The sequence below is a fragment of the Paenarthrobacter sp. E2MeOHC11 genome, from assembly GCF_058744955.1.
Map to the genome: position 1 here is coordinate 1352841 of NZ_CP196673.1, position 19921 is coordinate 1372761.

General features: G+C 64.4%; 16 protein-coding genes. 7 read left to right on the plus strand and 9 right to left on the minus strand.

Translation table 11 applies throughout. The features are described 5' to 3' along the window. Window positions 1–29 precede the first annotated feature (29 nt). Both ACSSVG_RS06180 and ACSSVG_RS06185 read left to right on the plus strand, forming a co-directional pair. On the plus strand, window positions 30–4967 hold the full coding sequence (locus tag ACSSVG_RS06180) for an ATP-dependent helicase (RefSeq protein WP_492417914.1): 4938 nt from the start codon (window positions 30–32) through the stop codon (window positions 4965–4967). Further along, window positions 4960–5790: a DNA-formamidopyrimidine glycosylase family protein gene (locus ACSSVG_RS06185; protein WP_492417916.1), complete on the plus strand. Its 831-nt coding sequence runs from the start codon at window positions 4960–4962 to the stop codon at window positions 5788–5790. Before ACSSVG_RS06180 ends, ACSSVG_RS06185 begins: the two co-directional genes overlap by 8 nt. Before the next feature lie 78 nt (window positions 5791–5868). Here ACSSVG_RS06185 and yczE read toward each other — a convergent pair whose 3' ends face one another. Continuing rightward, on the minus strand, window positions 5869–6498 hold the full coding sequence (yczE, locus tag ACSSVG_RS06190; protein ID WP_231341268.1) for a membrane protein YczE: 630 nt from the start codon (window positions 6496–6498) through the stop codon (window positions 5869–5871). 61 nt (window positions 6499–6559) lie between these two features. Between yczE and yczR the strand changes: the two genes are divergently transcribed. Continuing rightward, window positions 6560–8014 carry a MocR-like transcription factor YczR gene (gene yczR, locus ACSSVG_RS06195; RefSeq protein WP_492417918.1) on the plus strand — a complete coding sequence of 485 codons (1455 nt, stop codon included), beginning with the start codon at window positions 6560–6562 and terminating at the stop codon, window positions 8012–8014. On the opposite strand, the gene ACSSVG_RS06200 is transcribed toward yczR, so the two are convergent. Continuing rightward, window positions 8011–8505, minus strand: a complete 495-nt coding sequence (locus tag ACSSVG_RS06200) for a DUF4188 domain-containing protein (RefSeq protein WP_231341266.1) — start codon at window positions 8503–8505, stop codon at window positions 8011–8013. The two genes, yczR and ACSSVG_RS06200, sit on opposite strands and share 4 nt — an antisense overlap. 88 nt (window positions 8506–8593) lie before the next feature. On the opposite strand from ACSSVG_RS06200, the gene ACSSVG_RS06205 reads away from it, so the two are divergent. After that, window positions 8594–9169, plus strand: a complete 576-nt coding sequence (locus tag ACSSVG_RS06205; protein ID WP_492417920.1) for a TetR-like C-terminal domain-containing protein — start codon at window positions 8594–8596, stop codon at window positions 9167–9169. Between the two features lie 12 nt (window positions 9170–9181). Here the strand turns inward: ACSSVG_RS06205 and ACSSVG_RS06210 are convergent, their stop codons facing one another. Together ACSSVG_RS06210 and ACSSVG_RS06215 are read right to left on the minus strand one after the other, a co-directional pair. Beyond that, the gene (locus ACSSVG_RS06210; protein WP_492417921.1) at window positions 9182–9874 is read right to left on the minus strand and encodes an SRPBCC family protein; all 693 of its coding nucleotides are present in this window, start codon (window positions 9872–9874) and stop codon (window positions 9182–9184) included. Further along, complete coding sequence (locus tag ACSSVG_RS06215; RefSeq protein ID WP_492417923.1) at window positions 9867–10517, minus strand: ArsR/SmtB family transcription factor; 651 nt, start codon at window positions 10515–10517, stop codon at window positions 9867–9869. Before ACSSVG_RS06215 ends, ACSSVG_RS06210 begins: the two co-directional genes overlap by 8 nt. Before the next feature lie 117 nt (window positions 10518–10634). Between ACSSVG_RS06215 and ACSSVG_RS06220 the strand changes: the two genes are divergently transcribed. Both ACSSVG_RS06220 and ACSSVG_RS06225 read left to right on the plus strand, forming a co-directional pair. Further along, window positions 10635–11564, plus strand: coding sequence for an RluA family pseudouridine synthase (locus tag ACSSVG_RS06220; protein ID WP_231341279.1), 930 nt, complete (start codon window positions 10635–10637; stop codon window positions 11562–11564). An 88-nt stretch (window positions 11565–11652) separates the two neighbouring features. Beyond that, window positions 11653–12309 carry a hypothetical protein gene (locus ACSSVG_RS06225; RefSeq protein WP_492417925.1) on the plus strand — a complete coding sequence of 219 codons (657 nt, stop codon included), beginning with the start codon at window positions 11653–11655 and terminating at the stop codon, window positions 12307–12309. Between the two features lie 28 nt (window positions 12310–12337). Here the strand turns inward: ACSSVG_RS06225 and ACSSVG_RS06230 are convergent, their stop codons facing one another. Next, window positions 12338–12883 carry an O-acetyl-ADP-ribose deacetylase gene (locus ACSSVG_RS06230; RefSeq protein ID WP_492417927.1) on the minus strand — a complete coding sequence of 182 codons (546 nt, stop codon included), beginning with the start codon at window positions 12881–12883 and terminating at the stop codon, window positions 12338–12340. Between the two features lie 54 nt (window positions 12884–12937). Between ACSSVG_RS06230 and ACSSVG_RS06235 the strand changes: the two genes are divergently transcribed. Then, window positions 12938–13582 carry a DedA family protein gene (locus ACSSVG_RS06235; protein WP_231341260.1) on the plus strand — a complete coding sequence of 215 codons (645 nt, stop codon included), beginning with the start codon at window positions 12938–12940 and terminating at the stop codon, window positions 13580–13582. A 10-nt stretch (window positions 13583–13592) separates the two neighbouring features. Here ACSSVG_RS06235 and ACSSVG_RS06240 read toward each other — a convergent pair whose 3' ends face one another. From ACSSVG_RS06240 to ACSSVG_RS06255, 4 genes are all read right to left on the minus strand, one after another. Continuing rightward, complete coding sequence (locus tag ACSSVG_RS06240; protein ID WP_231341259.1) at window positions 13593–13898, minus strand: hypothetical protein; 306 nt, start codon at window positions 13896–13898, stop codon at window positions 13593–13595. A 240-nt stretch (window positions 13899–14138) separates the two neighbouring features. Then, on the minus strand, window positions 14139–15338 hold the full coding sequence (locus tag ACSSVG_RS06245; RefSeq protein WP_492415046.1) for an IS110 family RNA-guided transposase: 1200 nt from the start codon (window positions 15336–15338) through the stop codon (window positions 14139–14141). A 251-nt stretch (window positions 15339–15589) separates the two neighbouring features. Next, window positions 15590–18388, minus strand: coding sequence for a phosphoenolpyruvate carboxylase (gene ppc, locus ACSSVG_RS06250; protein ID WP_492417928.1), 2799 nt, complete (start codon window positions 18386–18388; stop codon window positions 15590–15592). Window positions 18389–18862: 474 nt separating this feature from the next. Next, window positions 18863–19777 carry an ATP-grasp domain-containing protein gene (locus ACSSVG_RS06255; RefSeq protein ID WP_492417930.1) on the minus strand — a complete coding sequence of 305 codons (915 nt, stop codon included), beginning with the start codon at window positions 19775–19777 and terminating at the stop codon, window positions 18863–18865. Window positions 19778–19921: the final 144 nt, after the last annotated feature.

A 19921-nucleotide genomic window follows, 5' to 3' on the forward strand; every position in this document is an offset into this window, starting at 1 on the left:
CTGTCGGGGCCGTGGGGCATGATGGAGGAATGCAGCAGCCGCAGGCGTCGGATGGCGCCATCAGCCGTTTCAGCCAGGCAACCAGGGAATGGTTCCTCGGCGCTTTTTCCGAGCCCACGCCCGCGCAGGACGGGGCCTGGAACGCGATTTCATCAGGCTCGCATGCACTGGTAGTAGCCCCCACCGGTTCCGGTAAAACCCTCGCGGCTTTCCTGTGGGCCCTGGACCGGCTGCATTCCACGCCGTCAGATGCACTACCGGGGTTGGAATCCGTCCCAGCGAACGGCAAGGGTCGCGCCAGGCGCCCCAAAACGAAAACACGCGTCCTCTATATTTCACCGCTCAAGGCGCTGGGCGTAGACGTCGAACGCAACCTGCGCGCACCTCTGATCGGCATCACGCAGACCGCCAAGCGTTTGGGGCTGCCCGCTCCGCTGGTCACCGTCGGCGTCCGTTCAGGAGATACGACGGCGGCGGATCGCCGCACGCTGTTGACCAACCCTCCGGACATCCTCATCACCACACCGGAGTCCCTGTTCCTGATGCTGACCTCCCGTGCCCGGGAGACGCTCAGCGAAGTGGACACCATCATCATCGACGAAGTGCACGCTGTGGCCGGCACCAAGCGCGGGGCACATCTTGCCGTTTCCTTGGAGCGCCTCGATGCCCTGCTGCCTAAACCTGCTCAGCGCATCGGACTCTCAGCTACCGTCCAACCGCGTGAATTGGTGGCCCAGTTCCTGGCGGGCCAAGCACCAGTGGAGATCGTGGCACCCCCGTCCAAGAAGAACTGGAACCTTACTGTCACAGTTCCTGTAGAGGACATGTCGGACCTGCAGGGGGCGGCCGGAGCGTTCGATTCCGGCCCCGCGTCTGGCCTGCAGCCGCAGGCCTCCATCTGGCCCCACGTGGAGGAACAGATCGTTGACCTGGTCCTGTCCAAGCAATCCACCATTGTCTTCGCCAACTCCCGGCGCCTTTCCGAGCGCCTGACGGCACGGCTCAATGAAATCTACGCCGAACGCCAGTTGATGGCGGTTGGCGGTGGAGATTGGGCTGGCTCCGGGACGAACCCCGGCGTTCCGGCGTCCACCGCCACCCCGGCCCATATGATGGCGCAGGCGGGGAGCACTACCGGCGCAGATCCCGTGCTGGCGCGCGCACACCACGGCTCCGTTTCCAAGGACCAGCGCGCCATGATCGAGGACGACCTCAAATCCGGCAGACTGCGCTGCGTCGTGGCAACCTCGTCACTGGAACTCGGCATCGATATGGGTGCCGTGGACCTGGTCATCCAAGTGGAGTCTCCGCCGTCGGTGGCCAGTGGCCTCCAACGCGTGGGGCGTGCCGGCCACCAGGTGGGCGAGATTTCCGAGGGCGTATTGTTCCCCAAGCACAGAGCTGATCTCCTGCACACCAGTGTCACAGTGGAACGCATGCTGAGCGGGCAGATTGAACGCTTGAGCATCCCCACCAATCCCTTGGACATCCTTGCCCAGCAGACAGTCGCGGCAACCGCGTTGGGAAGTATCGACGTCGAGGACTGGTTCAGCACGGTTCGGCGATCAGCGCCGTTCGCGAGCCTGCCCCGCTCCGCGTTTGAGGCCACGCTGGACCTGTTGGCGGGCAGGTATCCTTCCGACGAATTCGCTGAGCTACGGCCCCGGATCATCTGGGATCGACACGCAGGGACCATCGAGGGCAGGCCCGGCGCCCAACGCTTGGCTGTTACGTCGGGTGGAACCATCCCGGACCGCGGGCTGTTCGGCGTGTACATCATCGGTACGGAAGTTGAGGGATCGTCCTCCCCCGGCGGCACAGACGGAAGTGAACCCACAGCTTCGGCTCGCGCAGCCAAGGGCGGACGCCGCGTTGGCGAGCTCGATGAAGAGATGGTGTACGAGTCCAGGGTGGGCGATGTCTTCGCCCTTGGAGCCACCAGTTGGAAGATCGAGGACATCACCCACGACCGCGTACTGGTCTCCCCTGCCTTTGGCCAGCCCGGCAAACTCCCCTTCTGGAAGGGCGATTCCCTGGGCCGTCCGGTCGACCTCGGACGGGCGCTCGGTGCCTTCATCCGCGAACTCTCCGCGGCCGATGAGGCGCCTGCCATGGAGCGCTGCCAGGCCAGCGGATTGGATGCCTTCGCTGCCAGCAACCTCCTCCAGTACCTCAGGGAACAGAAGGACGCTACGGAGATAGTGCCCAGCGACAGAACGCTGGTGGTGGAACGGTTCCACGACGAGCTTGGCGACTGGCGCGTAGTCCTGCACAGCCCCTTCGGAATGCCTGTCCACGCGCCGTGGGCCCTGGCCGTGGGCCAACGGCTCCAGCAGCGGTACGGTCTGGACGGCTCTGCGATGGCAGCTGACGATGGCATCGTCCTCCGCGTGCCCATGATGGAAGACGAGCCTCCCGGCGCGGAGCTGTTCCTGTTCGACCCTGAGGAACTGGAACAGATCGTCACCGCAGAAGTCGGCGGCAGCGCACTGTTCGCCTCACGGTTCCGTGAGTGCGCTGCCCGGGCCTTGCTGTTGCCCCGTCAGAATCCCGCAAAGCGCCAACCGCTGTGGCAACAACGGCAACGCTCAGCCCAATTGCTGGACGTCGCCCGAAAATACCCTTCATTCCCCATCGTGCTCGAAACGGTGCGTGAATGCCTGCAGGATGTTTACGACCTCCCCGCGCTGAAGGACATTGCGGCTTCCGTGGAGCGCCGTGAACTCCGGATCGTGGAGACCACAACACAGCAACCCTCCCCCTTCGCGAAATCGCTGCTCTTCGGCTATGTGGCCCAGTTCCTCTACGAGGGCGACTCCCCATTGGCGGAACGCCGGGCTGCTGCCCTTGCCTTGGACTCCACGCTCCTCAACGAGCTCCTTGGCCGCGTGGAATTGCGCGAGCTCCTGGACGCGGCAGTCATCGATTCCACGGAAATGGAGTTGCAGCGGCTGGCTCCTGACCGGCGCGTGCGTGGGATGGAGGGCGTCGCAGATCTCCTACGGTTGCTTGGTCCGCTCAGCGTTGAAGAAGTGGCGGAACGGCTTGAAGGAGTGGAACCAGCTGAAGTTGAGGGCGTAGAAGAACTCAAGGAAACGCCGCCGGCCGCGCCACCAGGCACGGTCACCGATGCCGGATCCCACCTCGCTGCCCTGCAGAAAGCCAACCGTGCGCTCAAGGTGACCATTGGCGGCGTCGAACGCTTCTCTGCAGTGGAGGATGCCGCGAGACTTCGCGACGCAATCGGCGTTCCCTTGCCTATGGGTGTGCCGCTGGCCTTTATCGAGCCGGTCCATGATCCTTTGGGTGACCTCGTTTCGCGGTATGCCCGCACGCACGGGCCCTTCACTGCATCGGAAGCTGCAGCCCGGCTTGGCCTTGGCGTCGCTGTCGTTAATACTGCGCTGAAACGCCTTGCCGGGGATGGTCGCGTGGTGGAAGGTGAGTTCCGTCCGCACGTTGTCGCCCCCAAGGCCACAGCGGAGGGAGCAGATCCCGAGTTCATGACGTCGGATGCCCCGCCGTCCAGCGAGTGGTGCGATGCCGAGGTCTTGAGGAAGCTCCGGCGTCGTTCCCTTGCTGCACTCCGGGCCGAAGTGGAGCCTGTGGACACAGCCGCCTACGGCCGGTTCCTGCCGGCCTGGCAAAACGTCACCGCGCCCGGCAAGTCCAGAAGCCAGGCGTTGCGTGGATTGGACGGCATCATCACGGCCGTGGACCAACTGTCCGGCGTGCCAATCCCCGCATCAGCCTGGGAGCCCTTGGTACTGGCGAGCCGGGTGGCGGACTACAAACCGGCCATGCTCGACGAACTGATGGCCGCAGGCGAGCTTCTCTGGTCCGGCGCCGGGTCGTTGCCCGGGAACGACGGCTGGATCAGCCTTCATGTGGCCGATTCCGCTGAGCTGACCCTCAACCCGTCCCCGGAGTTCGAACCCGGCGATGCCCAACAGCGGCTTCTGGAACACTTCAGCGCGGGCGGTGGCTATTTCTTCCGGCAACTCACGGAAGTGGCAGGCGGCATGGATTCGGTGTTGAGCGACGACGCCGTGGTTTCTGCCCTGTGGGACCTTGTGTGGGCCGGCCGGGTTACGGGAGACACTTTTGCTCCCGTGCGTGCCATGATCGCCGGCGGCAAGACCGCACATCGGCAGGTGGCCAAGGCACCGAGGGCGCGGGCTCCGCGCCTGAGCAGGTTGGGCCGCTCCCATGGAACAGGCCTCCTGGGCTCTCCCGGACTCACCGGAGGCCGCTACGGTTCGGTCTCAAGTGGTATCGCGCCGGCGCCGCCTTCGGCTGTAGGCCGCTGGTCCGCTTTGCCCGCGCCGGAACTGGACCCCACCATCCATGCCCGCGGCACGGCTGAGCTGCTGCTGGACAGGTACGGCGTGGTGACCCGGGGCTCGGTCATGGCCGAGAACATCATTGGCGGCTTCGGGCTCATGTACAAAGTGCTTGCCCGGTTGGAGGAGGCTGGCCGGTGCCGCCGCGGCTACTTCATCGAGCATTTGGGGGCTGCCCAATTCGCTGTCCCCGCGACGGTGGACAGGCTGAGATCGTTCACGGAGGATGCCCGTATTTCCAAGGCAGAGCCTTCGGCCTTGGCGCTGGCCGCAACAGATCCGGCCAACCCCTACGGCGCCGCCCTGCCTTGGCCTGCCTTGTCAGTCGACGCCGGGTCCGGGCACCGCCCGGGGCGGAAGGCCGGAGCCCTGGTGGTGATGGTCGACGGCGTGTTGGTCCTTTACGTCGAACGCGGCGGCAAGACGCTGCTCACCTTCAGCCAGGACGATGCCGTACTGGCACTTGCGGCCCAAGCCTTGGTGGATGTGGTGCGCCGCGGTGCCGTGGACAAGCTCTTCATGGAGAAGGTCAACGGACACGACCTCCTCGAAACCCCTATTGCCGTTGCCCTCGCGGCCGCCGGCGCCTACTCCACTCCGAAGGGACTCCGGATCCGTGCCTGAAGGCGATTCCATTTGGCGCGCCGCCTCGCATCTGAACGAGGCCTTGGCCGGGCAAACCATTACTGCCTCCGACTTCCGTGTGCCCCGTTTCGCCACCCTGAACCTGGCGGGGTGGACCATGACCGAAGTGGTCCCGCGGGGCAAGCACCTGCTGATGCGCCTCACCGGCCCGGTTGACGGGGAACCCGGCGCCAGCAGGAAACCCCGGGCCCTGACCATCCACTCCCATCTGAAGATGGAGGGCAACTGGATGATCTATCCGCCGGGTGGTCGCTGGACCAAACCGGGCCACACGGCGCGGTGCGTGCTCCGCACGGCCTCGGCGGACGCCGTCGGATTCTCGCTGGGTATCCTGGAAGTGGTCCCCACAGCTGAGGAAGAAAAGATCGTCGGTCACCTGGGTCCGGACCTGCTCGGCCCGGACTGGGACGAAGTGGAAGCACTGCGCAGGCTCCGGGCCGAACCGGACATCACCGTAGGGTTCGCCTTATTGGACCAGCGGAAGCTTGCCGGGATCGGCAACATCTACCGCTGCGAAGCGTGCTTCCTCTCCGGCATCCATCCCGCCTTGCCCCTCGGAGAAGTTCCCGATCTGGCCAAGACGGTCAACGATGCCAAACGCCTCCTCGGCGAAAACCTGGGTCCAGGACGACGGACCACTCTTGGACCGCGCGCGATGAGGCCCGGGTACTGGGTTTACGGCAGGGAACGCCAACCCTGCAGGCGCTGCGGGACCACCGTCCGGCGCGGTCTCTTGGCTGGCCCGGACGGAACTGAGGAACGGGATATCTACTTCTGCCCGCGCTGCCAGCCGGCCCCGTAATCACCCAGCCGCCCAAAGTTTTCCAACGGTCCGCGAACAGTTGCTTGCCGCCGTCGGTCCCTTTACGCCATCCGGCGGTCAAGCGGCGGGAGCGGCCTCCACGGCTTCCGTGGGGGCCGTTGCCTCGGTCTTTTCCGGCACCATGAATTTCGGCAGCAATACCTGCACGATCGGGCCAATGGCGAGGGCATACACAACGGTTCCAACACCAACCGAGCCTCCCAGCAGGAAGCCCACAGCCAGGACCACCACTTCGATGCCGGTGCGGACCAGCCTGACGGACCATCCCGTGCGGCGGACCAGGCCGGTCATCAGGCCATCGCGGGCACCGGGGCCGAGCCTGGCGCCGATGTAGCAGGCCGATGCGATGCCATTGAGGATCACGGCTCCGGCGAGCATGGCGATCTGTCCGCCGAGATGGGAGAACGCCGGGATGAGCCATAGCCCAAGGTCGGCAAAGAGCCCCACCAGGACAGCATTGGCGATGGTTCCGATTCCGGGCATTTGCCGCAACGGAATCCAGAGCAGCAGGACGAGGAAGCTGACCGCGATAACCACGACGCCGATGCTGAAGCCGGTCTTCTGGGACACGCCTTGGTGGAACACGTCCCAGGGGTCCAAGCCAAGGCCCGCCCGGATGAACATGGCCAGGGAGATGCCATACATCGCGAGGCCGATCAGGAGTTGTGTGATTCTTCGGGTCATCATGGAATACATCTTCCAAGGAAACTGGCCTTGTATTCCATAGCCAGTTTGGAATACTGGTCTTATGTCCGGCTCATTGAATCCCACTGCCCTCGCCCGCCTCATGGGCAAATGGAACTCCGGCGCCCTGCCCGCCTACCGCGAGCTGGCCGACGTCGTACGTTTGCTGGTGATGGACGGGCGCATCCCGCTGGACGTCGCACTGCCCAGCGAACGCGCGCTGGCGCAGACACTTGGCCTCAGCCGCACCACCGTTACGGCCGCGTATGCGAGCCTGCGCGAGCAGGGCTTCCTCACCGCCGGGCAGGGCAGCCGCGGCAGGACCTGCATCCCGCACCGGACGGTACCAGTCAGCGCGCCCGGGCTCGCGGTTCCGGACGGACTGTTGGACCTTGCCTACGCCTCACTGCCAGCAGCAGGCGAGGTGGTGCATCGGGCGTTCGCTGACGCGCTGACCGAACTTCCCGCACTTCTCCCGGGTTTTGGGTACGACGCCGTCGGAGTGCCGGCCCTGCGTGAAGCCATCGCGGAAAAGTACACAGCCGAGGGCGTGCCCACATCCGCCGGCCAGATCCTGGTCACTTCCGGTGCGCAGCACGCCCTCAACATCGTGCTGCGGACCTTGGCTGCGAAGCAGGACCGCGTCCTGGTGGAGCACCCCACCTACCCCAACGCACTGGACGCCATCCGCTCTGCCGGATGCAAGCCGGTTCCGGTCGCTTTGCCAGCCGGCACCTCACCCGCCTGGGACATCGATGCGATGGTGGCCACCATGAACCAGCAGAGGCCCGCGATGGCCTACCTCGTCCCCGACTTCCACAACCCCACGGGTCGCATCATGTCCGATCTGCAGCGGCGGCGACTCGTGCGCGCGGCCACGTCGTCCGGGACTGTGCTGGTGGTGGATGAGACGCTTCGCGGGTTGAACCTCGACGACGTCCGCACCGCGCCGATGTCGGCCTTCAGTCCCGCCGTGGTGTCTATTGGCTCGCTCAGCAAATCCCACTGGGCGGGTTTGCGGACCGGATGGATCCGCGCTGATGAAGCCTTGATTGCCCGCTTTGTGGCGACGAGGACCGTCATGGACCTCGGCGGGCCTGTGGTTGAGCAGTTGGCCGCCGCCCGGCTGGTCAGATCGTTCGCCGAGCCGTTGGACGCCCGCCTTGAGGAGCTCCGCCACAACCGGGATTCGTTGCTGGGACTGCTTGCGGAGCACCTGCCGGAATGGGAGGCCGAGCGCCCCCGGGGCGGGCTGACCGTCTGGTGCCGCCTCCCCTCTCCATGCAGCACGGCGCTGACCGTTCTGGCACCGGACTTCGGGCTCCGCTTGGCAGCCGGGCCCCGCTTCGGGGCGGGTGGCGCCTTTGAACAGTACCTGCGCGTCCCCTACACCTTGCCGCCGGAGCAGTTGGAGTCCGCCGTCCGCGCGCTTCGCGCCGCCCAGGACAAGCTCGACGCCTCGCCCCACCTCCGCCGGACCCTCAAGTCCGAGCGGACCGACGCCGTCGCGGTCGCTTAATGGGCCGGCCGGCCTGCTGTGCCCATGCGCTGCTTCGCCGTGTTGCTGCCGGGACCGACGGGTACGTGCGAGGTTGCTTTGGCTAATCCGAACAGTGGCATGCCGTTGTACACCACCTCAATGCCAGATGCCGGCACCTGGTAGGTCTCGTGCCACACGCCGACGTCCCCGCTGCCGGCGATCTCCTTCATGAATTTCCGCCATGGACCCAGATGAGGCGAATCGCGGTCCGCAGCAAAGCGCCTCAGATGCTCGGGGCTTTCCCAGTAGCTAAGCAGGATGGTGGTCCGCCCAAACCACTGCTCGCTTCCCAGCAGGCCAGCCTCCGGGTTGGCAGCCAGGTGCCGCATCATGGTGGGCATGGCGGACGCGACCTTCGCTACGCGGCCCGTCTTCCACCACTTGTTGGCCCGCATCCCAATGAGGAAGACGGTCACGGTCCCGCGCCCAATGTCCGCAGTGAAGCGGCCGGGGAAAATCTCCTGTGCCATGTGAATCCTTCAGTCGGGGAACCGCGAAGTTCCTGAAGCCAGGTTTCGTAACATCGTTATGAAACAATGTTATGAAACACTTGAAGGCATGGCAAGACCCATCGTTCATGATCAGCACGTCCAGCAGAGGCTTCTGGCGGTTACCGCCGAACTCGTGGACCGTGAGGGGCCCGCCCGCGTGACCCTCAGGGATGTGGCCGCCGCGGCAGACACGTCCACATCCGCGATCTACTCGCTCTTCGGCGGTAAGGCGCAACTGTTGACGGCCGCCGTCGACGACGGTTTCCGATCCTTCGGCGAATCCCAACGTCACGCCGCCAAGGACGGGCTGCTGGGGCTTGGCCGGGCCTACCGCGCGTGGGCGCTGGAGCACCCGGCCCTCTACCGCCTCATGTTCGGCGGCGCGATGGCCGCCTACGTCGAATGCAGTCCGACGCCGGAGGTCGCCTCCGACTCGATGCTCCCCCTGGTGGACGCAGTCATCGCGGCGCAGTCAGGAGGGAAGGTCCGGACCCAGAACCCCGCGGTGGTGGCGATGGCCATCTGGGGACAAGTCCACGGACTGGTCAGCCTCGAGCTGGCACAAATGAACGATCCCGCGACGGACTGGGCCGGAATCTACGAGGCGGCCCTGGAATCCGTAGCCCGGGCCTGGGCGCCGTAGGCCCCGACGAACCTACCCGTACACTCTCTCCAGGAATCCGCCCCAGGCCTTGGCCGTGAGTTCGGAATCGCCCGAGCCACTGAACTCGTGCACCGTCATGCCCACCGGGGCGCCGAAGGCATTGCGCCCAAAGAACCGGTAGAGAGTATCCCCGGTCCGCAGCCCAAGGAAGTTCTCGTTGGAGAAGTCGACCTCCCCGCTGAGCTGCCCCACGCCGTCGACGTCCGCCTCGAAAGTAGAACCAGCAGCGACACCCTCCACGCCCAAGGCCCGCTTCAGCTGCACGAAACCCTCAGGCGTCTGCGAGGAGCCGGGAGCCTGGATGTCCGTGAACACCACCGGTTTGCCGTCGAAGTGTTGCAAGTACTGGCCCAGGGTGTGCAGGTAGAACTCGGTGTGCTTGCTTGCGCCGTCATACTGTTCATCCCAGTTGTCAGCGAAGATCCCGCTGTGGACGTAATGCAGCTTGGCGCGGCCGCCCTCCACAGGCTCCAGGACGTGTTCCAGCTGGTTGAACCACCCGTCCGGACCGTCCATGCGGGACACCAGGTGGCGCGGGTATTCCTCGACCGTTTTCACGTCCGGCCACTGATCCGTGGGGAACATCCACGCCGGAGTGTCCTTGGTGACCGCCTGCCACACCCGCTCGGGAGTGCCTGGCAGTTCGACGTCCGCTTCGATTTCGAATTTCCGGTTATCAGTCATTGCTTTGGTCCTTTTCTGCTGCTTGCTCCGAGGAGTCTTGGTCCGTTGAAGGGGTCTTAAGTGCGGGGTGAAGTACGACGACGAGCCGGTGCTTGCGCGCCCCGCCCGCCACCGCGGCAGCACCGCCGTCGTGGTACTTATCCACGAGTTGGGTCACCGCCACGCCGAGCTCTTCCGCGAACGCTGCGCGTTCCGCGGCAGAGCGGAAGGTGATCTCCCCGTCGATCGCGAAGCTGGCCAGCTTCTTCTTAGCCACGGCAGCACCGGCGATGAGCTTGCCCATCTCCTGCACGGTTCGCGAGGCAAGGGAGAGAAGCCAGAAAGCGGAGAAGCGATCGGCGAAACGACGAGGATCCGGCGCCACAGATGCCAGGGCGGCCGGGGAGATCAGGTACGACGCCGCCGTCGCACGCAGTACGCGCTCGGTAACGTTGCCTTTCCTGCGCTCTTCCACCAGCTCCACCAAGCCATGACGTTCCAGGGCCTTGAGGTGGTAGTTCACCTTCTGCCGCGGCAACCCGACCCTGGCGGCCAACTGTGTGGCGGACGCCGGCTCGGACAGCTCCCGCAGGATGCGCGTGCGGATCGGGTCCAGCGACGCTTCCGCCGCGGCCGGGTCCTCGATCACTTCGATGTCCAACATGCCTCCAGTATGCTTACCGACAACTTTTATTGTCAAGAACTTTTTTCTCGTCGGTACTGTCGTTGCGACGCCCCGTTGCGAGGCCCCGCAACGAGGCCCCGGTAGAATTGTCCGGTGATGCAATCCCCCCTCCCCGTGCGCGACGGCGTGAACGCGACCCGCCTCCGCCTGCCGGACGAGGGCCCGTGGACCACCGCAATGGACTACATGATGCACCGCTGGGGACACATCGACCCCCAAGGCATCGAGGATCGTTTCGACGCCGGCGAGATCGTGGGCGAGGGCGGAGTACCCCTTGATCGCAGCACCAAACTGGAGGACCACACCTTCATTTGGTACTACCGGACCCTCCCACCAGAGACGCGCCTGCCCGTCGAGATCAACATCCTGCACCAGGACGAGCACATCCTGGTGGTGGACAAGCCGCACTTCCTCCCCACCACCCCCGGCGGCACGTACATCCAGGAATCCGCGCTGGTCCGGCTGCGGAACCTGCTGGACCTCCCGGACCTCATCCCCATGCACCGCCTGGACCGCATGACCGCCGGACTGCTGCTGCTCTCCACCAACCCGGAGACGCGCGGCAAATACCAGGTTCTCTTCGAGAAACGCCAGGTCCACAAGGAATACGAGTGTGTGTCCGCCGCGACGCCCGCCGCAGGCTATCCCGCCGTCGAGTTCCCGGCCGTGGTCCGCAACCGCATGACCAAGTCCCGCAGTTACCTGCTGGCCGAAGTGATCGACGGCGAACCCAACGCGGAAACGCGCATCGAACAAACAACAACGTTCGACGCCGGCACTCACCAGCGCGCGCTGTACCGGCTGGAACCCCACACTGGAAAAACCCATCAACTTCGCGTGCACATGGCCTCGTTGGGGCTGGGGATCATCAACGATGCCTTCTACCCGGACCTGCTGGACAAGGCGCCGGATGACTACAGCAAACCGCTCCAACTCCTGGCCCGCGGCATCCGGTTTGTGGATCCCATCAGCAAGCAACCGGTGGAATACCGCAGCCGGTTGAAGCTCAGCGAAGCCTGCACCTAAAAATCTTTGGGAGCCGCGACCCGCCCATTTCGCGCGTCCCAGGGCAGGACTACCATGAAGATCCTGGGGTAGTTTCCGGGAGCGTGTGATGGACAAATCGGTTGAGTTTCCGGGCGACGGGACCGCTTCGGTCTTCGCCTACTCTGCTGCCGCGGTGGGCATAGCCGGCGTCGCGACCCTCGCTGCCATGTACGCCGTGGAAGTGCCCAAGGGTGGCCCGTTCGTTTTCGGCACCATCAACGATGCTGCCGGCGCCGTCTTCAACGTGCTGGTCATTCCCGTGATCCTCCAGGTCCACAAACGCCTTCCTAAAACATCATGGTCCGAACCCCTGAAATGGGTCACCGTGGCAGCCTGCGGAGCCGGCGCCACGAGTTCGGCATTGTTGGTGCTCAAGGTCCTGGCATTCGAGCCATCCACTGCAGTGTCCGTTGCTGCGATCACGATGCAGGCCGTGTGGTTCCTCGCAGCAAACAACAAGCTGCGCACTGTGGAGGGCTACCCGCTCGGACTGGCCCAGCTAGGCCGGTTCATTGGCGGTGCGCTGGTCATCGGGCTGCCCGTTGCGGGCCTCGGTTTCGTGATTCCCGGGCCCGAGTGGCTGCGATTTGCCGTGATGGGCCTTGGCATCATCGGAGGGGCATCCGCTTGGATCGCCTGGCCCTATTGGTACTTCAAGGCAGGCAAATTCCTGGGTCACCGGCGCACGGTCAACGTGCCCGGCAGCACGACTGCGGCAGCCTGAGCGGCCAGCCCCTGGGTCACTGAGGCCTTCATTGTGGTGGGGAACCAAAAGCAGACCGGAAGACCGCCGTCGTATCCTCCGAGAACAAAACGAACTCCACCAACGTCAGAGAACTGCCGGACGCGCCACCGGCCGACGACGACGAAAACGACCTCACGGCGTCGAACGCTACGTCGGCCACCTGACGGGCGTCCCATCCATAGACTCCGGCGCTGATCGCGGGGAAGGCGACGGTCCGGGCTCCCAACCTGGCCGCCACCTTCAGGCTTTCGTGGAAGCACGAGGCGAGCAGCGCAGGATCCGTCTGCCCGGCGTGCCGGTTGGGACCTACCGTATGCACCACCCACCGAGCGGGGAGCTGGAAGCCCGGGGTCGCGACGGCGGCGCCCACCGGCAATCCATCCGGCACTTCGGTGCGCCTCAGCTCGCGACATGCCTCAAGGAGTTCCGGGCCAGCGGCCCTGTGGATGGCACCATCCACTCCCCCTCCACCGAGCAATGACGAGTTGGCGGCATTGACGATCGCCTCCACCGTGCGCGTGGTGATGTCACCGTGCAGAATTTCGATTCGCATGGCGCCAGTCTCGCGCCGGAGCGGCAGGAGCGGCAAGTGCGGTACCTTGTGCCCATGGACATCACCGCCCCGGAGACGTGGGGATCCGCAATCTACCTGTGGATCGTTCCCATTGTGCTGGGCGACGCCATCTTCCCACCCATCCCCTCCGAAATGGTGGTGATCACCGGCGGTGCCCTCGCCGCCGACGGCCACGCCAACTTCTGGCTGATCTTCTTCCTCGCGGCTTTCGCTTCCTGGCTGGGCGACGTACTGGTTTTTCTCTTGTTCAAGCGGCGCATCAGCCACGTCCTGGACCGCTGGTCATGGGGCCGCCGGGTTCACCGAGGCATTCACGAGGCAATTGCCAAAGCCGGCCGTTCCTCAACATACGGCGCGATCATCGGCGCACGCTTCATCCCCGGCGGCAGGCTGGCAACATCATCTGCGGCGGGCATCGCCAACGTATCCGCACGCGGGTTCAGCCTTTGTGCGGGTCTGGGCGCGATTCTATGGGCGGTCTGGCAAGTCGGCTTGGGCTATTTCACCGGCTCCGCCACCAAGCTCCCCTTTTGGGCCAGCTCACTGATCGGCGTGGGTGTCGGCCTAGTGATCGGTGTGGTGGTTGGCTTGATCGTCACGCGGCGGCGTGGCAGCCGCTCACCCGTGGATGAACCGTACGACGCCGACAAGCCCGGCGACGTGCCACAGCCCGAGTAGCTTCCCTGGTTTAGACCGGAGCCCAGCGCCCGCGGTTGCGGCGCAACACGTACAAGCTCCCTGTGATGGCTACACGTTCGACGGCGTCCCGCATCATGGCTGCCGACATCCGGGCTTCGTCGTTCTCACCTGAATAGTCGCGGTCGCCCACCGTGAACCGGAGGCTGATCTGGGGGACGCCGCCCACGATGTCCAGCTGGTTGGATTCGACGTGGTGGCGGGTTTCCAACGCCTCCACGGCTGCAGCCATCACCGATTCGGGTGCGTTGCCCGGTTTGAGGCCAGTGATCTTTAACTTGGTCTGGAACGACGGCATCCCACCACCCTAGCGCCCGTTCTGCGCAGCCCTAAAGCCAATCCCTCTCTCGCCTCCTGCACCCGTGGCCGGATCCCTCTCTCACCACCTGCACCCGTGGCCGGATCCCTCTCTCACCACCTGCACCCGTGGCCGGATCCCTCTCTCACCACCTGCACCCGTGGCCGGATCCCTCTCTCACCGGATGAGAGAGGGATCCGTAAAACCCCGCGTGACGTGAGAGTGTCCCTATGTTTTTCGTCAAGCGGTTTTGGGTGTTGGGGGTTGGTAGAGGGTGCCGTCGCGGAGCATGGCGTAGAGGGTGTCGCAGCGTCGTCGTGCGAGGGCGATGAGTGCTTGGTTGTGGCGTTTTCCTTCGGCTCGTTTGCGTTCGTAGTATGCCCGGGACGGCGGGTCTTTGAGCGCAGCGAATGCGGAGAGGAACAGGGTTCGCTTGAGGACTTTGTTGCCTTTTCTTGAGGAATGGTCGCCGCGGATGGAGGACCCGGATCGCCAGGTGACGGGGGCCAGCCCGGCGTAAGAGGCCAGGTGCCCGGCGGTGGGGAACTCTTTCCCGGCGACTTCGGTGAGGATTCGTGCGGCGGTCCTGATGCCCACGGCCGGCAGAGACATCAGGACCGGGTGAAGAGGGTGGGCCTCCACGAGAGCTTCGACCTGGGTGAGGACCGTGGCGCGGCTTTCGTGGAGCCCGGCGAGCATGGCCGCGAGCTGGGGCAGCACGATGGTCGCGGCGTTCGTTCCCACGACAGTGACTGTTTGCCGGCCCAAGGCCTCGATGATGTCATCGGCAAGACGTTCACCCATCCGCGGCGCGAGTTTGCTCAGCCGGGTCCCGATCCGGCGCCGGCCCGCGTGACGGAGCGCTTTAGGGGTAGGCCAGGTCCGCAGCAGGTCATGCACCGCCGGGTGGTCCATGTAGGGTCCCAGCACCCTTTCCAGAGCTGGGTGGATCTGGGTGAGCAGCCCGCGGATCCGGTTCGAAGTCGCCGTGGCCTGCTTGGCCAGATCCTCGTCGAACCCGCAAAGCATGCTCAGCTCAGCGAGCTGCTCATCGACCAACTGAACCGAGCGCAGGGCATGCGGCATGGTCCTGGCGGCCTCGGCGATGATGAACGCGTCCCGGGCATCGGTCTTCGCCTCTCCGGGGTGAAGATCCGCGATCCGGCGCATCGCCAGCCCCGGCAGGTAGCCGACCAGCACCCCGGCGGCCTGGGCAACGGCTACCGGCAACGCGCCGATAGTCGCTGGCTGGTCAACGACCAGCAACACACGTCCGGCGTCCACAAGTTCGGCGATGATTTCCCGGATTTTGGCTTCATCGTTGGGCAGCGCCCGGTCCAGTAATTTCCTGCCGGCCCGATCCACGGCAACGGCATGATGGACGCCCTTGCCAACATCCAGCCCAATAAACACCTCGACACCGTCGTGGTTCGTGATCATCTGGCACCTCCAGTCGTAGTCAACTACCTCCACTGGCCCACCATCGGTGTCAGGACCCGGCACCCACGTTACGCACGACGTTCCCGAACTGTCCTGCCCCTATCAGCGGTCTCCCGGCACCTACCAACCCCGGTGACAACACTCTCAAGATCATCGACTGACAGAGCGTCACAATCATGCCGGGATCAGCAGGCCAGCACACCCATATCCTGCACCAGGAAACAGGCTACGAAAAAGGTAACGAGCGTTTGCTAGCCGGTGTTGCGGAGGCCAGCGGCTACACCGTTGACCGTGATGAGCATGGCCCGCTGGAGCCGCTCGTCGATCTCGGCCCCGGATACGGATTCTTCCCGCACGCGGCGGAGAAGCTCGACCTGAAGGTAGCTGATCGGGTCCAGGTATTGGTCGCGGATTTCCAAGGAACGCTTCAGCGTGGGCTGGGCGTCGAGGAGTTCGATCTCTCCCGTGAGCCGTTCAATTTCGGCTACGGTGAGCTCGTACTCGTCGCGGATCATGTGGAACAGCCGGTGCAATTCCTGCGGAACAAGCGAGGAAACGTAGTGTCCGGCAATCTCCATGTCAGTCTTTGCCAGCGTCATTTCCACGTTGGAGATGACTGAGCGGAAGAAGTGCCAGCGGTCCATCATTTCAAGGAGCTGATCCGTGTTGCCTGCCTCGCGGGCAGCCTTTAGTCCGGAACCCACGCCGAACCAGCCCGGAACGATCTGCCGGGACTGCGTCCAGCCGAAGACCCACGGGATAGCGCGGAGACCCCCAAGGCCCGCACCCGAATCGGGACGCTTGGACGGGCGAGAGCCGATGTTCAACGACCCCAGCTGCTCCACCGGCGTGGAGGCGAGGAAGTAGGCCGGGAGTTCGGGGTCATCGATCAGTGCGCGATAGCGGTCGAACGCTGCGTCGGAGATGGTCTCCATGACGTTGGCGTAGCGCTCGCGCTCATCATCGGACGTGCGCGGAGTCCGGTGCAATGCCGAGCCCTGCATGACCGCGGCCAAGGACAGCTCGAGGTTTTCGCGCGCAAGCTCGGGCAGGGAGTACTTGTCCGAGATAACCTCGCCCTGTTCGGTGAACTTGATTTCGCCCTCGAGCACACCATTCGGCTGCGCCATGATGGCGTCGTACGTCGGTCCGCCACCGCGGCCCACAGAGCCACCACGGCCGTGGAAGAGGCGGACGCGGACCCCGTGCTTGGCGGCTACGTCGCGCAGCTTGCGCTGGGTTTTGTGGATTTCCCACTGGCTGGTCATCACTCCGGATTCCTTGTTGGAATCCGAGTAACCCAGCATGACCTCCTGGACGTCGCCGCGGAGCCGGACAAGTTCCCTGTAGGACGGATCAGAGAGCAACTGGTCCACGATCTCCGCCGAGGCGCGGAGTTCCTCCACCGTTTCAAGCAACGGGGCGAAACCGATCTTGGCGCGTGGCTTGCCGCCGAAGAGGTCAATCAAGCCGGCCTCGCGGGCCAGGACCGCTGCTGCCAGGACATCGTCAGCACCACGGGTCATGGAGATGATGTAGGTCTCCACAACGTCCGGACCATAAGTATGCAGCGCCTGACGGATGCTCCGGAAGACGTCGTATGTGCCGTCTGCTGTGCCATCAAGCTTGATCGGGTGCCCTGAGAGGGGGCGGTGTGAGGCCAGTTCTGCGCCGAGGAACGTGAAGCGCTCCTCACGGCTGAGCTCGCTGTATGGCTTCTCCGTGCCGAGCCGGTCCACGAGCTGGCCAACAGCATCGTGGTGGTAATCGGCGTGCTCGCGGATGTCCAGCGTTGCCAGATGCAGGCCAAAAGCGGCGATTGCCCGGCGAACGCGGGCCAAGGCTCCGTCTGCCACCAGAGCTGCCGAGTGGTTGCGCAACGAGTCTTCGAGCAGCCCGAACTCTGCCAGCAATTCGGAAGTGGTGGAGTAGTCGCGACCCGGCTCGTGATAGGTCGAGGCAGAAACGCGGCGTCCGGTATTGATGAGCTTGGCCTTGATGCACGTCAGCTTGAGCCTGTAGGGCTCCTGCGCATTTAGTTCAAGGATGCGCTTGTCCAGGCCCGGAAGGTTCTTCAGGTCCTCGGTGATGGAATCCAGCAACACCTGGTCGGCCCCAAAAAGTGCCGTGGAGTTGGAGAGGACCGAGATGAGCTCATCGATCAACGCAATGCTGATGCGCACGGCGTTCTGGTTCTGCAGCTGCAGGATTTCGCGGGTGACGGCGGCGGTGACGTTGGGGTTGCCATCACGGTCACCACCAATCCACGAACCGAACCGCAAGGGTGCGGCGGCGGCCGGCAGAGTGACACCGTGCTCGGCCAGAAGTTCCGAAAGGTCCGTCAGCATTTCAGGCATGGCATCGGTCAGGATGCTGTTCAGGTAGTAGATGGCGTTTCGGGCCTCATCCACGGGCGTGGGGCGGACCTGGCGCAGTTCATCTGTCTGCCACATCTGGTCGATGATTTCGGCCAGCTGCCGGTCCTGGCGACGCCGGGCGGACGTCCCTTCGGCGGTGGGCTCGGCGAGGACGTCTGAGAGCTTACGGACTTTGTCCAGCACGGAACGGCGTGAAGCCTCGGTGGGGTGCGCTGTAAATATGGGGCGTACGTCGAGCTCATTGATCACATCCTGCAGGACCTGTGGGCCTGCCTGGCCGGCAATCTCGGAAACTGCCTTAGCCAGCCAGCCATCCTTTTCCTGGCGGGTGCGGAGCCCACGGACACGATGAACCTGTTCCGCCGCATTGGTGAGGTGGAAGTAGAACGCAAAGGCCCGCACCAAGTCCGTCGCCTGGTCCAGCGGCAGGGAGGCGAGCAGTTCGCGTACCTGGGCAACGACGTCGTGCGCACTCCACGGACCAGTCGCGTCCGCGCCGCCACGAGCGGCCTCCTTGGACTCCTTGGTCAGCAGGCGGACCTGCTCCACGAGTTCAAGTAGTTCCGGGCCGTGCTGGCGAACCAGCGATTCACCCAGAAGGGTGGAAACGCGTCGCACGTCAGCGCGCAGTTCGGCAGCGAGATCGGTGTCTTGATGGGCAGTGTGAACCATGGATGCATACCTTCAGGATCTGGTTTGGCCCGTACACTGCGCTGGATACTGTGAGCCGGATTACTAATGTTTCCTACGGGATCTTACCCGTACCGAACTCGCCCCATGGAATGCGTCTCAGATTTTGACTTCACTTTTTTGGGTGGGCAGGTCCGGGCAGGACCATTCTTCCGCTCATCAGCTCATCATGTGCCGGGCCAGGGCCCGCGGTGAGATTCTCGTGCCTGCGCTGTCGCATCTCTTCGATCGCAGCGGCCGCCTCCACCCTGGTAGGTGCACCGGTCGCGGGCTCAACCATGGACAAGACACTTCCCAGCGTGCCCGTTGCACCTTTCGGTGAAACCCCCCGCTGAACGAGGCATGTGCCGGCCCAAATGGAGCCAAGAATCAAGGCAGAACTGACCACTATTGCAACCACTGCATCCATCCCCATGCGGTCAGGGTACTCCCCACGAAAGCCGTAGCCCAGCGTGATCAGTTCGAAAGGAGGCCCTGAGAGCACCGCATCAGGACGTTGTCCAAGAGCTGCGGGACGAAAGCACTGTACGCGCTGAACCGTGCCTCGATCTCCAACACCACTGGCCGGCCGTCCCGCATGCGCCTGACATCCACGGCCAAGGCCCCGGTCAGACCCAAGGCGGCAGCCGCAGACGCTGCCAAGCGGGCGACATCCGGCTCTGCGTTCGTCTCCACCTTCCGGACTCTGGCGAAACCCCCTCGCCATGCTGCTGGGGGTGGTTCTTTCTCCAAACCCACGAGCAGATCATCGGGATCAGCGAGCAATCCGCAGCGATGGACCACGACAGCATATTCGGTGCCTGGGGCGAAGCGCTGCACAAGCCACGTATCATCCAAGCCAGCCCAGATTCCCTCCGCCCGGGCGCCGCCGTCGGACGTTCTTTCCAGAAGCCGGACATTGCGTCCGTCGAGGGAAACACGGGGCTTCACCACCAACGGGCCGCCCAATTTGTCCATGGCATCCTGCACGGAACCGAAGGCGCTCGGTAGGCCGAACCCGGGAACCCCGACTCCGGCGCTGCCAAGGCAGGTCATGGTGAGGTACCTGTCATTTGCCGTCCGGACTGATGCCGGATCAGCGATGAGGACTTCAACTCCCGGCGCGAAATCGTTGCGTGCCTCGGACATCAGCACCAGTTCTTCGCTGATGGTGGGAATGAGGATTTCAATGCCGTAATTCGCCACCAGCCCCCGCAGTTCCCAAAGATATCCCGGGGCTTGGGGCGGCGAAACAACGGCCGCGGCGTCAACCCCACTGGGGCGGGCACGCTGTGCGTCCGCTCCAAGCACCCAATGCCCTCTGGACTTGAGCTGGCGGGCCAGCGATGACCCGGCCGGGCCGCAAATGCCCGTCACCAGCACGCGTGCCATCAGAAGGTGCCTTTGGCAGTGGCGGGGATCCAAGGATGCACCGTAGCGGTGCCTGTCGGCGAGTTCATTTTTCCCCTTGATGGATAGTTCGTATCACCCGCTTTCGGGCCCAACTGATGGATGAGTGCTCTCACCCGGAACTTC

Bases quoted from the DNA above. Each gene is read 5' to 3' on its own strand.
- ACSSVG_RS06180 (WP_492417914.1), top strand. From the start codon at position 30: ATGCAGCAGCCGCAGGCGTCGGATGGCGCCATCAGCCGTTTCAGCCAG.
- yczE (WP_231341268.1), bottom strand. From the start codon at position 6,498: ATGATGACCCGAAGAATCACACAACTCCTGATCGGCCTCGCGATGTAT.
- yczR (WP_492417918.1), top strand. From the start codon at position 6,560: ATGTCCGGCTCATTGAATCCCACTGCCCTCGCCCGCCTCATGGGCAAA.
- ACSSVG_RS06200 (WP_231341266.1), bottom strand. From the start codon at position 8,505: ATGGCACAGGAGATTTTCCCCGGCCGCTTCACTGCGGACATTGGGCGC.
- ACSSVG_RS06205 (WP_492417920.1), top strand. From the start codon at position 8,594: ATGGCAAGACCCATCGTTCATGATCAGCACGTCCAGCAGAGGCTTCTG.
- ACSSVG_RS06210 (WP_492417921.1), bottom strand. From the start codon at position 9,874: ATGACTGATAACCGGAAATTCGAAATCGAAGCGGACGTCGAACTGCCA.
- ACSSVG_RS06215 (WP_492417923.1), bottom strand. From the start codon at position 10,517: ATGTTGGACATCGAAGTGATCGAGGACCCGGCCGCGGCGGAAGCGTCG.
- ACSSVG_RS06220 (WP_231341279.1), top strand. From the start codon at position 10,635: ATGCAATCCCCCCTCCCCGTGCGCGACGGCGTGAACGCGACCCGCCTC.
- ACSSVG_RS06225 (WP_492417925.1), top strand. From the start codon at position 11,653: ATGGACAAATCGGTTGAGTTTCCGGGCGACGGGACCGCTTCGGTCTTC.
- ACSSVG_RS06230 (WP_492417927.1), bottom strand. From the start codon at position 12,883: ATGCGAATCGAAATTCTGCACGGTGACATCACCACGCGCACGGTGGAG.
- ACSSVG_RS06235 (WP_231341260.1), top strand. From the start codon at position 12,938: ATGGACATCACCGCCCCGGAGACGTGGGGATCCGCAATCTACCTGTGG.
- ACSSVG_RS06240 (WP_231341259.1), bottom strand. From the start codon at position 13,898: ATGCCGTCGTTCCAGACCAAGTTAAAGATCACTGGCCTCAAACCGGGC.
- ACSSVG_RS06245 (WP_492415046.1), bottom strand. From the start codon at position 15,338: ATGATCACGAACCACGACGGTGTCGAGGTGTTTATTGGGCTGGATGTT.
- ppc (WP_492417928.1), bottom strand. From the start codon at position 18,388: ATGGTTCACACTGCCCATCAAGACACCGATCTCGCTGCCGAACTGCGC.
- ACSSVG_RS06255 (WP_492417930.1), bottom strand. From the start codon at position 19,777: ATGGCACGCGTGCTGGTGACGGGCATTTGCGGCCCGGCCGGGTCATCG.